The following is a 13,290-nucleotide window of genomic DNA, read 5'->3' on the forward strand; positions in this document are numbered from 1 at the left end:
TTTCATGAGCATTGCCGAAATCAAGAAAAACGCTGAAGCCAAGATGGCCAAGTCCATCGAAGCCTTCAAGAACGAATTGCAAAAAATCCGTACCGGCCGGGCTCACCCGGGCATCTTGGATCAGGTGCAGGTTGATTACTACGGCTCGATGTTGCCGATCAGCCAAGTGGCCAATGTGACGTTGGTGGATGCGCGCACCATCAGCGTGCAGCCGTGGGAAAAAACCATGGCCAAGCCGATCGAAAAGGCCATTCGTGAGTCTGATCTCGGGTTGAATCCGTCCGCCATGGGTGATTTGATCCGCGTACCGATGCCGGCTTTGACCGAAGAGCGTCGTCGCGATCTGACCAAGGTGGTGCGTCACGCCGGCGAAGACGCCAAAGTGGCGGTGCGCAATGTGCGCCGTGATGCCAACGATCACGCCAAAAAGCTGCTCAAGGACAAGCTCATCACGGAAGACGAAGAACGTCGTTCGATCGATGAAGTTCAAAAGCTGACCGATCGCACCATCACTGAATTGGACAAGCTGATCCAAGCCAAAGAAGCCGACATCATGGCCGTTTGAGGCCGCTGGGCCTCGACGCGTCTTTTTCGGGCTTTGGCTGTGGCAACCAAGACTTCTTCTTCACTGGCGGGTGCTGTGCCGGTTCCGTGTCACGTGGCCATCGTGATGGATGGCAATGGTCGCTGGGCCAAGCGGCGCTTGATGCCCCGGGTGGTGGGGCATAAGTTTGGTGTCGATACCTTGGTCAAAGTCATCGATGCCTGCGCTGAGCGGGGCATCGAATTTCTCACCGTTTTCGCGTTTTCGTCGGAGAACTGGAAACGTCCCGAGGACGAAGTTTCTGGTTTGATGAGTCTGATCGTCGTGGCGGTGTCGAAGTACCTGCTCAAGATGGTCAACGACGGCGTGCGCATCCGCATCATTGGGGACCGCAAGGGTGTGCCCGAGCGCATCTTGGCCGCTTGGGATGACGCCGAGGCGCGCACGGCGCACAACACCCGCATCACTGTTTCGGTGGCCTTCAACTACGGCGGGCGCTGGGATGTGGTTCAGGCGTGTCGCCAAGCTCTTGCGGCGGGTGTTCAGCCCGAGGCCTTGGATGAGGCGATGTTGTCGGGCTTCATGTCGCAGGCCTACGCACCGGATCCTGATCTTTTTATCCGCACCGGGGGTGAGGTGCGGATTTCCAATTTCCTGCTCTGGCAAATCGCTTACGCTGAGCTGGTTTTCTCCGATTGTCTCTGGCCGGATTTCGATGCCAAAGCGCTTGATGAGGCGCTGGCCGCCTATGCACGCCGCGACCGGCGTTTTGGTCAGGTCAAAGCCCCGTGATTTGCGGGCTGGTCTGTTTCTTCCCTCCTTTTAAAGCGTTTTGACGCTTTTTCAGCATGCTCAAACAGCGCATCCTCACCGCCATCGTCTTGCTTGCCGTGCTGATCCCCGCGCTCTGGGTCGATGCACCAGCCCCTTTCGCTTTGCTGAGTCTGCTGATGATCGGCGCGGCGGGTTGGGAGTGGGCGCGTCTGAATGGCCTGCCGGGTTTCGGTGCCCACCTGATGGGTGCTGCGGTGATGGCCCTGTGTGTGGCCGCCCTGCAAGCGGTGTTTTCTCAAGGCTCCCCGGCTGAGAACTTGTTGCGTCTGTGGTGGGTTGGCACCTTGTTGTGGGTGATCGGTGGCTCGGCGGCGCTTTATGGCGGCGTGGGCGCTTGGCCTTTGGTGCCGCGTGTGCTGCGCTGGTTGCTTGGCATGGTGTTGCTGGTCTTGGCGTGGCTGGCGATCATGGCGGCGCGGGCCAAGGGACTGAACTTCCTGTTTTCGATTTTTTGCCTCGTTTGGATGGCCGACAGTGCGGCCTATTTTGGCGGGCGCGCTTGGGGTCGGCGCAAGTTGGCCCCGACGATCAGTCCGGGCAAAAGCTGGGCGGGGGCTTATACCGGCGCCTTGGCGGTGTTGGTCATGGCCGGCGTCTGGCAGGCGGTGGAAGGGCCGCTCGGCGCTGCCCATCCGAGCCTCTTTGGCCTCCTGATGCAGCGTTATGGCTGGTTGGGACTGGTGGCGTGCAGTGTGTTTTTGACGGTGTTCAGCGTGGTGGGCGATTTGTTTGAATCGTTGGTCAAGCGCAGTGCTGGGGCCAAAGACAGCAGCCAGTTGTTGCCGGGTCACGGTGGGGTGCTCGACCGGGTCGATGCTTTGCTGCCGGTTTTTCCGATCGCCATGTGGGTGGTAAGCGTATGAAGTCTGCTCTTTGCATCCTCGGCTCGACCGGCTCCATCGGTACCAGCACGCTCGACGTGGTGGCGCGCCATCCCGAGCGGTTCGAGGTGTTTGCGCTCACGGGCCATCGCCGCATTGAGGAGCTGCTGCAACAGTGCTTGCGCTGGCAGCCGCGTTTTGCCGTGCTGCCCACGCCCGAGGCGGCCCAAGAGTTGCGCCGCAGTTTGGCGGTGCATCAGATCCCCACCGAGGTGCTGGTGGGGGCGGATGCGCTGGATTGGGTGGCCTCGCACCCCGAGGTGGACGCCGTGATGGCGGCCATCGTCGGCGCAGCGGGCCTGCGGCCCTGTTTGGCGGCGGCCCGGGCCGGCAAACGCCTCTTGCTGGCCAACAAAGAAGCCTTGGTGGTGGGGGGCGAGCTGTTCATGCGCACGGTCGAGGAGGGCGGGGCCACGTTGCTGCCGATCGACAGCGAGCATTCAGCGATCTTCCAGTGTCTGCCGACCGACCGCGCCCTGTGGCCCGGACTGATCGACCACATCATCCTGACCGCCTCGGGTGGGCCGTTTCGTCAGCGTGACCCGGCCACCTTGAGCTCGGTCACCCCCGATCAAGCCTGCGCGCACCCGAATTGGGTCATGGGCCGCAAGATCTCGGTCGATTCGGCCACCATGATGAACAAGGCGCTCGAAGTCATTGAGGCACGCTGGCTGTTCAACCTCACACCCTCACAGGTGCGGGTGGTGATCCATCCACAAAGCATCATCCATTCGATGGTGGTGTGCCGCGATGCCTCGGTGCTGGCGCAGTTGGGCACGCCCGACATGAAAGTACCCATCGCTTACGGGTTGTCGTGGCCTGGACGTATCGAATCGGGGGCTTCAAGGCTCGACTTCCTGTCGTTGTCGGCGCTGACCTTTGAAGAGGCCGATGCACGGCGATTCCCCGGGTTGCAGTTGGCATGGCAAGCCTTGGAAGGCCCAGCGGGTAGCACGGCGGTGCTCAATGCTGCCAACGAAGTCGCGGTGGCCGCATTCTTGGAGGGCCGCTTGCGCTTTGACCAAATCCACGCGGTCAATGCCGCTACGCTTGAGGGCTTGTCGGTGCCGACAGCCTCGACTGAATCGATGGCAGGTTTGTTGGCCTTGGATGAACTGGCGCGTCGCTATGCTGATCAGTACATCGCCGCGTTGCCGACCTGACCCAGGGTTCTTGCGGCCCTTGATGGAGTGCCTGCCATGACCGCTTTTTTGGCTTTTTTGTTGACGCTGAGCATTTTGGTGCTCGTGCATGAGTGGGGTCACTACCGGGTGGCCACGGCTTGCGGGGTCAAGGTGCTGCGCTTTTCGCTCGGCTTTGGCCGGGTGATTTGGTCCAAGCAGCGTGGCGAGACCGAGTGGGTGTTATCCGCGCTGCCTCTGGGTGGATATGTCCGCATGCTGGACGAGCGTGAAGGCGAGGTTGCTCCCGATGAGTTGCATCGCGCTTTCAACCGTAAAAGCTTGAAGCAGCGTGCCGCCATCGTTGCGGCAGGACCGCTGGCCAATCTGATCTTGGCGGTGGCGCTCTATATGCTGGCCGGATGGATTGGCACCGATGAGCCTGTGGCCCAAGTCGGCTCACCCATGGTCGGGAGTTTGGCTGAACGTGCCGGGTTGCGAGCCGGAGATCGTCTGTTGGCGGTATCGACCGATCAGCAGCGATGGGACGATGTCGAGTCGATGACCCAAGTGCGTTGGCAAATGATGCAAGCGGTGATGGATGGGCGAGATCTTTGGGTACAAACCACCGATCACCGAACCTTGCGTCTGGCCTTATCCGGCTTGACGCTCCACGATGCCGAAGCCAACGTCATGCGTCAGGTGGGTTTGGGCGCCCCGTACAGCGAGCCGCTGATTGGCCGGGTCACCCCGGATGGCCCGGCGGACCATGCGGGACTGCGGCAAGGGGATCGGGTGCTTCAAGTGCAAGGTCAAGCGGTGGCCGATGCCGGGGCCTTGCGGGCCTTGATTCGGGCCTCGGTGTCGAGCCAAGGGGATGTCCAGCCACAGATCTGGCAGGTTCAACGGACTTCGCAGCAGTTGATGCTCCGCGTCACCCCCAAAACGGTGGATGACCATGGTCAGCGCATCGGGCGCATTGAGGCTGTGGTGGGTGCGCCTCCCGAGTTGGTGCGGGTGCGTTATGGCTTGATCGATGGCGTGACGCAGGCTTTTGCGCACACGTGGGAAAACGCCTTCATGTCCTTGCGCATGCTCGGGCGCATGCTGATTGGGCAGGCATCGGTGCGTAACTTGAGTGGCCCGCTGACCATCGCTGACTACGCCGGCCAATCGGCCCAGCTCGGTTTGGCCTACTATCTCAACTTTTTGGCCATTGTCAGTATCAGCTTGGGCGTTCTCAACCTCTTGCCCTTGCCGGTGTTGGATGGTGGTCATCTGGTGTATTACGTCGTCGAAGCTGTCATGGGTCGGCCCATGTCACCCGATTGGGTGGAGCGCTTGCAGCGTGGCGGGGTGATGCTGATTCTGGCGATGATGTCGATCGCGCTCTACAACGATGTGGCCCGCCTGATGGGCTGATGATGATTGCATGCGTCTTTCCAATTTTCTGAGCCGATTCCATCCCGTCGCACTTGCTCTGGCTTTGGGCTGTGCCGCACCTCAGGTTGCGCAGGCGGTCACTCCCTTTCAAATTGCCGATATCCGCATTGAGGGGCTCGCACGTACGGATGCGGGTTCCGTCTTTTCGGCGTTGCCTTTTCGCACCGGTGACAACTACACCGATGAAAAGGCGGTGGTGGCCTTGAGAGCGCTGTTTGCCTCAGGGCACTTCAAGGATGTGCGCATCGACGTCGAAGGCCCCGTGGTGGTGGTGGTGGTGCAAGAGCGGCCGATCATTGCGCACGTCGATTTTGTCGGCGCCAAAGAGTTTGACCGCGACACCTTGATCCGGTCCTTGAAGGACGTTGGTGTTGCTGATGGGATGCCGTTTGATCGCGCTCAAGCGGACCGCGCTGAACAAGAAATCAAGCGCCAGTACCTGACCCGCAGTTTGTATGGGGCAGAGGTGGTCACGACCATCACACCGATCGAGAAAAATCAGGTCAATGTGTCTTTCTCGGTCACCGAAGGGGGTGTCGCGCGTATTCGCGATATCCACATCACGGGTAACCAAGCTTTCAGTGAAGTTGAGCTGATCGATCAGCTGGATCTGACGCCGGGCGGCTTGATGACTTGGTACACCAAGTCGGATCGCTACTCCCAGACCAAGCTCAACGCAGATCGTGAAACCCTGCGCTCGTTCTATTTGAACCGCGGCTATCTTGAGTTCGATATTGCCTCCAGTCAGGTGGCTATTTCGCCCGACAAGCAAGACATTGGCATCACGATCAATGTCAAGGAAGGCCAGCACTACACGGTCACCGGCGTCAAGCTCACAGGCGACTATCTGGGGCAAGACGAGGCGTTTGGCGCGCTGGTGTCGATTCGCCCAGGTCAAGCCTATCGATTGGATGATGTGGCGGCGACGATTCGGGCTTTCAATGAACGCTTTGGTTTGTTTGGCTATGCCTTTGCACGCATCGAGGCCTTACCTCAGGTGGATCGCAAGACAGGGCAGGTGGTGATGACTTTGCACGCCGATCCAGGGCGTCGGGCCTATGTGCGGCGTATTCAGATTTCGGGCAATACCCGAACGCGCGATGAAGTGATTCGGCGTGAAGTCCGGCAATTTGAATCGGCGTGGTACGACGGTCGCCGCATCCGGCTTTCGCGGGATCGTATTGACCGCTTGGGTTATTTCAGCCAAGTGGACGTGGAACAGCAAGAAGTTCCGGGCAGTCCGGATGAAGTCGATCTCACGTTCACCGTCAAAGAAAAGCCCAACGGCAGCATGATGATCGGGGCCACCTATTCGACGGCGGATCATTTGGGCTTCAATGCCTCGGTGCGGCAGGACAATATCTTCGGTTCGGGCAATTACTTCGGCATCGATTTCAACACCACCACGGCGACGCGGATGTTGAACTTCTCCTCGGTCGATCCTTACTTCACCGAAGACGGCGTCTCTCGTTCCTTCGACATGTACTACCGCACCAACAAGCCGATCAACAGTCAGGGGGAGCAATACAAGCTCGTCACGGTTGGGGGTTCCGTGCGTTTTGGGGTGCCGGTGACCGAGTTGGACAAGGTGTTTCTGGGTGGGGGCCTTGAGCGTACCGATATCTTGGCCTCGTCAGCCCTGCCGGAGTATTACTTCCGCTATCGGGCGGATTACGGTACCTCCAGCGTCACGGTGCCGTTGACCCTGGGTTGGCAGCGCGACGGGCGCGATAACGCGATGGCGCCGAATTCTGGAACCTATCAACGCGTCAATCTCGAACTTGGGGCTTTCGGAGACACGCGGTATTTCCGCTCCAATGCACAGATTCAACAGTTCTGGCCGTTCACCAAGACCGTCACCCTTGGGGTGAACGCAGAAATGGGCTACGGGGTGGGTTTGATGAACCGGCCTTACCCCGTCTTTAAAAACTTCTACGCCGGTGGGTTGGGAACGGTGCGCTCTTTCGATCAGAACTCCCTCGGGCCGGTGGATGTGACCGGGGCCTACATCGGGGGCAGCCGTCGTCTGAACCTGAACTCTGAGCTGTATGTGCCCTTCCCTGGGGTGGGGCATGACCGCTCGTTGCGCATCTTTGGTTATGCCGATGCGGGCAATGTCTGGAACGAAACTGAGAACCTTCAGTTGTCTTCGCTGCGGGCCTCGGTGGGCGTGGGCCTGTCTTGGATGTCTCCGGTGGGGCCTTTGAAGTTCAGTTACGGCAAACCCGTGCGGTATTTCCCGCAGGATAAAATCCAAAACTTCCAATTCCAGATGGGGACCGCATTTTGATGAAGTCCACGCTTACAAGTTTGTGCGCCGCTTTTGTGCTGATGGGCACCTCGGCCTCGGCCCAAGAACTCAAGTTGGGTTACGTCAACAGCGAGCGGGTTTTGCGCGAAGCCGTCCCCGCCAAGGCGGCCCAAACCAAGCTTGAAACCGAGTTTGGCAAGCGCGATCGTGATCTGCGTGATGCAGAGCAACGCCGCAAGACTGCTGAAGAAAAGCTCGACAAAGACGCGCCAACCCTGTCGGAGGCTGAGCGCACCAAGCGCCAGCGCGATTTGCTTGAGCAAGATCGCGACTTGCAACGCAAGCGCCGTGAATTCCAAGAAGATCTGAGCCAGCGGCGCAATGAAGAGTTGTCGGCGGTGGTCGAGCGCGCCAATCGCGTGATTCGCCAGATCTACGAGCAGGACAAATACGACCTGATCGTCCAAGAGGCGGTGTTTGCTTCTGCGCGGGTGGACATCACCGAGAAGGTGATCAAGGCGCTCAACGCGGCTTCTGTGACGGTCAAGTGATGGCGGGGGTGTTGTCAACCACGCTGGCTGAGCTGCACCAAGCCTTGGGCGGTGAGCTGATCGGTGATGGCCGCTTGGTGATTGCACGCATCGCTGGCCTTGCGGCGGCCGATGCTTGCGCCATCAGCTTTGTCTCGCACCCGCGCTACGTCGCACAACTGCGCACCACCTCGGCCGCCTGCCTGATCGTCAGCCCGGCGCTGCGCGATGAGGCCGTGGCTCGGGGGGCTGCGCTGATCACGCCGGACCCGTACCTGTACTTTGCCCGGCTCACCCAGTGGTGGGCAGCGCGCACGCGCCCGCAAGCTGAGCCTGGTGTGCACCCCAGCGCGGTGGTCGCGCCCGAGGCTCAGTTGGGTGCGGGCGTGGTGATTGGCCCGCAAGCGGTGGTTGAAGCCGGCGCGGTGTTGGCCGAGGGCGTACAGATCGGTGCGCACGCTTTTATTGGTGCGGGGGTGGTCATCGGTGCCCAAACGCGGCTGGCGCCGCGTGTCACCTTGATGCCGGGCACGGTGTTGGGTGCGCGCTGCTTGTTGCACAGCGGTGTGGTGATCGGGGCCGACGGTTTTGGCTTTGCGCCCACCCAAGGCCGCTGGGAAAAGATCGAGCAGCTCGGCGGCGTGCGCATCGGTGACGACGTGGAAATCGGTGCCAACACCTGCATCGACCGAGGTGCGCTGGAAGACACCGTGATCGGGCTCGGCGTCAAGCTCGATAACTTGATTCAGATCGGTCACAACGTGCAGATCGGCGACCACAGCGCCATGGCCGGTTGTGCCGGCGTGGCGGGCAGTGCGCGCATTGGCAAGGGGTGCACCGTGGGCGGTGGGGCGGTGGTCTTGGGCCACTTGGAGTTGGCTGACGGTGTGCACATTTCGGCCGCCAGCACCGTGATGCGCTCCATCAAGCAGCCGGGCCAGTACAGCGGGATCTTCCCCATCGACGACAACAGCGCGTGGGAAAAGAACGCCGCCACCCTGCGCCACTTGCATACCTTGCGCGAGCGTTTGCGCGCCCTGGAAAAAAACTTCGAACAAAACATCGATAAGAACTTCGACAAGAACTTGGACAAAAAGAGCGACCTATGACGACCATGAACATCCACCAGATCCTGAAGAAGCTGCCGCATCGTTACCCGATTCTGCTGGTGGACCGCGTGTTGGAGATCGAGCTGAACAAGAGCATCCGCGCGATCAAGAACGTCACGATCAACGAGCCGTTCTTCATGGGCCACTTTCCGCACCGTCCAGTGATGCCGGGGGTGTTGATCCTCGAAGCGCTGGCGCAGGCCTCGGCGCTGCTGAGCTTTGCTTCGATGGGCGAAGATCCGGGCGACGACACGGTGGTGTATTTCGCCGGCATCGACGGCGCGCGCTTCAAGCGTCCGGTCGAGCCGGGTGATCAGCTGGTGCTCGAATCAACCCTGTTGCGCGCCAAGGCAGGCATCTTCAAGTATCACGCTCGGGGCTTGGTGGATGGCGAGGTGGTGACCGAGGCCGAGCTGATGTGCACCATGCGCAAGATTGCCTAAAAGCGAAGGAGTCGGTCATGGCGCAGATCCATCCCACCGCCCTTGTGGACCCGGCGGCTGAGCTGCACGAGTCGGTCACGGTGGGCCCGTACAGCATCGTCGGGCCGCAGGTCAAGATCGGGGCGGGGACCACCATCGGACCGCACTGCGTCATCGAAGGCCGCACCACCATCGGCCGCGACAATCGCATCTTTCAGTTCAGCTCCATCGGCGCGTTGCCGCAGGACATGAGCCACGGCAGCGAGATCACCGAACTGGTGATCGGCGACCGCAACACGATCCGCGAGTTCTGCACCTTCAACACCGGCACCTTCAAAGAAGAAGGCGTCACCCGGGTTGGCTCAGACAACTGGATCATGGCGTACGTCCATCTGGCGCACGACGTGCGCCTCGGCGACCACTGCGTCTTGGCCAACAACGCCACGCTGGCGGGCCATGTGCATGTGGGCGACTGGGCGACCATCGGTGGGCTCTCCGGGGTGCATCAGTTTGTGCATATCGGTGCGCACGCCATGATCGGCTTCCAAGGCCATGTGGCCCAAGACGTTGCGCCCTACATGACGGTGGACGGCAACCCTTTGAGCGTGCGGGCGGTCAATCTCACCGGCTTGCGCCGGCGCGGCTTCAGCAACGAGCGGCTCCACCCGATCCGCGAGATGCACAAGCTGTTGTTCCGCTCCGGCATGCCGCTGGAGCAAGCGGTGGAAGCGATCAGCGCGCTGCGCGGGCCGGGCAGGGATGCTGCTGCGCAGCAAGCTGAGATCGACGCCCAAATCGACGCCGATATCACCTTGATGCTCGACTTCATCGCCCAAGCCAAGCGTGGCTTGGTGCGCTGAGTGGCTGAGTCACGGCTGCCGCCGCGCCCCCCCGCCACCATGACCATGACGCAAGATGCGCCACGTTTAGCCATGGTGGCGGGCGAAACCTCGGGCGACTTGCTCGCCGGGCTTCTTCTGGGCGGCTTGCGCCAGCGCTGGGCGGGCCTGGAAGCGGTCGGCATCGGCGGGCCGAAGATGGCGGCCCAAGGTTTCCAGGCTTGGTGGCCGCACGACAAGCTGGCGGTGCATGGCTACGCCGAAGCACTGCGCCATTACCGCGAGATCGCGGGCATCCGCCGACAACTGGCTGAGCGTTTGTTGGTGCACAAACCCGATCTGTTCATCGGTGTTGATGCGCCTGATTTCAACCTCGGTCTGGAAGAGCGCCTCAAGGCCGCTGGCATCCCGGCGATCCATTTCGTTGGCCCCTCGCTTTGGGCGTGGCGCGCCGGTCGCATTGACAAGATGCGCCGCTCGACCGATCACGTGCTGTGTCTGTTCCCGTTCGAGCCCGAGATCTACGCCAAGGCCGGCATCCCCGCGACCTACGTTGGCCATCCGCTGGCGGACGCGATTCCGCTTGAAACACCGCGCGTCGCGGCCCGGGCGCGGCTGGGCTACACCCCGTCCGAGCGGGTGATCGCGCTGCTGCCCGGCAGTCGCCGGGGCGAGATGCGGCACATAGCACCGCGCCTGTTGGCTGCGGCGGCCTTGTTGGTCAAGCAGCGCCCCGGCTTGCGCTTTGTGTTGCCGGTGGTGCCGGGCTTGCGTTCGATGTTCGACGCGCTGCTGACCGAGCATGCGCCCGGGGTGAGCATCGACGTGCTCGACGGCCGCTCGCACGAGGCCTTGGCCGCTTGCGACCTGACCTTGATCGCCAGCGGTACCGCCACGCTCGAAGCGGCCTTGTTCAAGCGGCCGATGGTGATCGCCTATCACATGCATTTTTTAAGCTGGCAGCTCATGAAGCGCATGCGTTTGCAGCCGTGGGTGGGGTTGCCCAACATCTTGCTGCGCGACTTTGCGGTGCCTGAACTGATCCAAGACGCCGCCACGCCCGAGGCGCTGGCCCGTGAGGCGCTGCGCTGGCTGGATGATCCGGCGGCCTGCGCCCGCGTTTCGGCCCGTTTCGACGACCTTCACCGTCTGTTGCGCCAAGATACGGCGCGCCGAGCCACCGATGCGATCGCGCAAATCCTCCAGCGCTGAAGCGCCCTCTCAACTCACGTTCAGCTTTGACACCATGGGTTTGGTGGCGGGTGTGGACGAAGCGGGGCGCGGTCCGCTGGCCGGCCCGGTGGTGGCCGCCGCAGTGATTCTTGACGAGCTGCAACCCATCCTTGGTTTGGCCGACTCCAAAGTGCTGACCGAGCGGCGGCGCGAGCTGCTCTTTGACGAGATTCGCGCCAAGGCCTTGGCCTTTTGCATCGCCGAAGCCAGCGCCGCTGAGATTGATCAGCTCAACATCCTCCAAGCCACCTTGCTGGCCATGAAGCGCGCCGTCGAAGGCTTGCGCCTCAAGCCCGCCAAGGTGCTGGTCGATGGCAACCGTCTGCCGCTGCTGAAAATGCCCGCCGAAGCCATCGTCAAGGGTGACGCCAAGGTGCAAGCCATTTCAGCGGCGTCGATCCTTGCCAAAGTGACACGTGACCGGCTTTGCCTAGAGATGGACGCGCGCTGGCCGCAGTACGGTTTCGCCATCCACAAGGGCTACCCCACGCCCGCTCACCAAGAAGCCTTGCGGCTGCACGGCCCTTGTCCGCAGCACCGCCAATCCTTTGCCCCGGTGCGCCGCGCCACGCTGGCCCTTGCCCTGTCTTCTTCGTCCGTCACGCTGACCTCTTCGTCATGACCTTGCTTGCCCCCCGTTTGATCGACTCCGCCGCCAACGCTTGGGTCAAGGAACTGCGCCGCTTGGTGCAAGACCCCACCGGCTATCGGCGTCAGGGGCGCATCTGGCTGGAGGGCGATCACTTGGCGCGCGCTTTTCTGGCCCGGGGTGGGGCGCCACGCACCGCCGTTTTCAGCCGCAGCGCTTGGGATGACCCGAACCTGCGCGCCTTGGCCCTGAATGTGCCCGACGTCGTGGTCTTGAGCGACGTGTTGATGGCCCAATGCAGCACCCTTGAATCGCCGCCGCCGCTGGGTTTCTTGATCGACGTGCCCGGCCAAGAGCCTGGGCATGCACCCCGCTCCATGATGACGTTCCAAACCGTCGCCACGGTGGTGCTTGATCGCCTGCAAGACGCCGGCAACGTTGGCACTATTTTGCGCAGCGCCGCCGCCTTGGGCGTGCGCCAGGTGTTGGCCCTCAAAGGCACCGCCGCACTTTGGTCGCCCAAAGTCTTGCGCGCCGGCATGGGGGCGCACTTTGCCCTGAGCCTGCACGAAGGCCTGAGCGCCGACGACCTCGCCACCTTGCCCGTGCCCCTCTTGGCCACCAGCTCGCACGCCACCAGCGATCCCCTCCACCGCCTGCGCCTGCCCCAACCCTGCGCCTGGGTCTTCGGCCACGAAGGCCAAGGCGTCAGCCCCGCCCTCATGGCCCGCTGCGCCCACACCGTCACCATCCCCCAACCCGGCGGCGAAGAATCCCTCAACGTCGCTGCGGCTGCCGCGATTTGTTTTTACGAAGCAGCTCGGCAAACTGTAAATTTCGACTAAGGGTTTTCTCTGGGGCGACAACTCCGCCACTCAGGCGTAGTCTGTGACAAAAGTCACAAACAAGAGTTTCATTCATCACTAAAGGGCAAGCCGTTTTTGGTTTGTGCTGGTTTCTTTCGCCTTTCTATTTCTGTGCGTGGCTTTGGGAATGTTGGTTATTACTATCTTTGATAGTTATTAATAGTCAATCGCAGTGGATCAGGAGGAACATGAAATGAATATCGACGTTGATCGATTTATTTCTGACAGTAACTCGTTTTCCATGGGGCAAGATGAGATGCCGTATCCATTGCACACAATAGGCATCCTCGGTCCGAATGCTGTCGTGTTTGAAACGAATCTCCTGATGCACCCGGTCAAGCAAACGCACGGGTTTTTAATCGCCACCTATCACGCTCACACCATCCCCAAAAAGTTGGCCCCCTCGGGGCTTTTCAGAGGTCTTTCAATGGCTTACGATGCCGCCTCAGGGAGCATCACCAGCGTGATAGGCCTCATCCCACAGGCCCGCCGGTGATGTCTAAATGTAGTTCAGCTGACATTAGCGCTACACAAACAGCCGGACATCTTAAGTTGCGGAGGATGGGTTTATGAAATGCCGAAAACCTGCTAGCTTGCGTAGCGCTGCTAGCGCGACTGCATAAGCTTG

General features: G+C 61.2%; 14 protein-coding genes. All 14 read left to right on the forward strand.

The features are described 5' to 3' along the window. The first annotated feature begins 4 nt into the window (after positions 1-4). A complete protein-coding gene (gene frr, locus AB3X39_RS01450) occupies positions 5-565 on the forward strand; it encodes a ribosome recycling factor (RefSeq protein ID WP_369415574.1) in 561 nt (186 codons plus the stop codon). 39 nt (positions 566-604) lie between these two features. Then, positions 605-1,336: a polyprenyl diphosphate synthase gene (uppS, locus tag AB3X39_RS01455; RefSeq protein ID WP_369415575.1), complete on the forward strand. Its 732-nt coding sequence runs from the start codon at positions 605-607 to the stop codon at positions 1,334-1,336. A gap of 56 nt (positions 1,337-1,392) precedes the next feature. Further along, positions 1,393-2,241: a phosphatidate cytidylyltransferase gene (locus tag AB3X39_RS01460; RefSeq protein WP_369415576.1), complete on the forward strand. Its 849-nt coding sequence runs from the start codon at positions 1,393-1,395 to the stop codon at positions 2,239-2,241. Next, positions 2,238-3,422 carry a 1-deoxy-D-xylulose-5-phosphate reductoisomerase gene (gene ispC / locus AB3X39_RS01465; RefSeq protein ID WP_369415577.1) on the forward strand — a complete coding sequence of 395 codons (1,185 nt, stop codon included), beginning with the start codon at positions 2,238-2,240 and terminating at the stop codon, positions 3,420-3,422. Before AB3X39_RS01460 ends, ispC begins: the two co-directional genes overlap by 4 nt. A gap of 36 nt (positions 3,423-3,458) precedes the next feature. Beyond that, positions 3,459-4,802 carry an RIP metalloprotease RseP gene (rseP, locus tag AB3X39_RS01470; protein ID WP_369415578.1) on the forward strand — a complete coding sequence of 448 codons (1,344 nt, stop codon included), beginning with the start codon at positions 3,459-3,461 and terminating at the stop codon, positions 4,800-4,802. Positions 4,803-4,812: 10 nt separating this feature from the next. Further along, entirely contained in the window at positions 4,813-7,113 is a 2,301-nt protein-coding gene (gene bamA, locus AB3X39_RS01475) for an outer membrane protein assembly factor BamA (RefSeq protein ID WP_369415579.1), read from the forward strand. Continuing rightward, complete coding sequence (locus AB3X39_RS01480; protein WP_369415580.1) at positions 7,113-7,625, forward strand: OmpH/Skp family outer membrane protein; 513 nt, start codon at positions 7,113-7,115, stop codon at positions 7,623-7,625. Before bamA ends, AB3X39_RS01480 begins: the two co-directional genes overlap by 1 nt. 11 nt (positions 7,626-7,636) lie before the next feature. Further along, entirely contained in the window at positions 7,637-8,713 is a 1,077-nt protein-coding gene (gene lpxD, locus AB3X39_RS01485) for a UDP-3-O-(3-hydroxymyristoyl)glucosamine N-acyltransferase (RefSeq protein WP_369415590.1), read from the forward strand. Next, positions 8,710-9,156: a 3-hydroxyacyl-ACP dehydratase FabZ gene (gene fabZ / locus AB3X39_RS01490; RefSeq protein WP_369415581.1), complete on the forward strand. Its 447-nt coding sequence runs from the start codon at positions 8,710-8,712 to the stop codon at positions 9,154-9,156. Before lpxD ends, fabZ begins: the two co-directional genes overlap by 4 nt. Before the next feature lie 17 nt (positions 9,157-9,173). Beyond that, positions 9,174-9,995 (forward strand): acyl-ACP--UDP-N-acetylglucosamine O-acyltransferase, encoded by an 822-nt coding sequence (gene lpxA / locus AB3X39_RS01495; RefSeq protein ID WP_369415582.1) that lies wholly within the window; start codon positions 9,174-9,176, stop codon positions 9,993-9,995. A 45-nt stretch (positions 9,996-10,040) separates the two neighbouring features. Further along, positions 10,041-11,186, forward strand: a complete 1,146-nt coding sequence (gene lpxB, locus AB3X39_RS01500; RefSeq protein ID WP_369415591.1) for a lipid-A-disaccharide synthase — start codon at positions 10,041-10,043, stop codon at positions 11,184-11,186. Beyond that, positions 11,158-11,829, forward strand: a complete 672-nt coding sequence (gene rnhB / locus AB3X39_RS01505) for a ribonuclease HII (RefSeq protein ID WP_473964877.1) — start codon at positions 11,158-11,160, stop codon at positions 11,827-11,829. Before lpxB ends, rnhB begins: the two co-directional genes overlap by 29 nt. Next, positions 11,826-12,641 (forward strand): TrmH family RNA methyltransferase, encoded by an 816-nt coding sequence (locus AB3X39_RS01510; protein ID WP_369415583.1) that lies wholly within the window; start codon positions 11,826-11,828, stop codon positions 12,639-12,641. Before rnhB ends, AB3X39_RS01510 begins: the two co-directional genes overlap by 4 nt. A 214-nt stretch (positions 12,642-12,855) precedes the next feature. Beyond that, positions 12,856-13,158 carry a hypothetical protein gene (locus AB3X39_RS01515; protein WP_369415584.1) on the forward strand — a complete coding sequence of 101 codons (303 nt, stop codon included), beginning with the start codon at positions 12,856-12,858 and terminating at the stop codon, positions 13,156-13,158. Positions 13,159-13,290: the final 132 nt, after the last annotated feature.

This window comes from Leptothrix ochracea, assembly GCF_041083635.1.
Classification (GTDB): Bacteria; Pseudomonadota; Gammaproteobacteria; order Burkholderiales; family Burkholderiaceae_C; genus Sphaerotilus; species Sphaerotilus ochraceus.

Bases quoted from the DNA above. Each gene is read 5' to 3' on its own strand.
- frr (WP_369415574.1), top strand. From the start codon at position 5: ATGAGCATTGCCGAAATCAAGAAAAACGCTGAAGCCAAGATGGCCAAG.
- AB3X39_RS01460 (WP_369415576.1), top strand. From the start codon at position 1,393: ATGCTCAAACAGCGCATCCTCACCGCCATCGTCTTGCTTGCCGTGCTG.
- ispC (WP_369415577.1), top strand. From the start codon at position 2,238: ATGAAGTCTGCTCTTTGCATCCTCGGCTCGACCGGCTCCATCGGTACC.
- rseP (WP_369415578.1), top strand. From the start codon at position 3,459: ATGACCGCTTTTTTGGCTTTTTTGTTGACGCTGAGCATTTTGGTGCTC.
- bamA (WP_369415579.1), top strand. From the start codon at position 4,813: ATGCGTCTTTCCAATTTTCTGAGCCGATTCCATCCCGTCGCACTTGCT.
- AB3X39_RS01480 (WP_369415580.1), top strand. From the start codon at position 7,113: ATGAAGTCCACGCTTACAAGTTTGTGCGCCGCTTTTGTGCTGATGGGC.
- fabZ (WP_369415581.1), top strand. From the start codon at position 8,710: ATGACGACCATGAACATCCACCAGATCCTGAAGAAGCTGCCGCATCGT.
- lpxA (WP_369415582.1), top strand. From the start codon at position 9,174: ATGGCGCAGATCCATCCCACCGCCCTTGTGGACCCGGCGGCTGAGCTG.
- lpxB (WP_369415591.1), top strand. From the start codon at position 10,041: ATGACGCAAGATGCGCCACGTTTAGCCATGGTGGCGGGCGAAACCTCG.
- rnhB (WP_473964877.1), top strand. From the start codon at position 11,158: ATGCGATCGCGCAAATCCTCCAGCGCTGAAGCGCCCTCTCAACTCACG.
- AB3X39_RS01510 (WP_369415583.1), top strand. From the start codon at position 11,826: ATGACCTTGCTTGCCCCCCGTTTGATCGACTCCGCCGCCAACGCTTGG.
- AB3X39_RS01515 (WP_369415584.1), top strand. From the start codon at position 12,856: ATGAATATCGACGTTGATCGATTTATTTCTGACAGTAACTCGTTTTCC.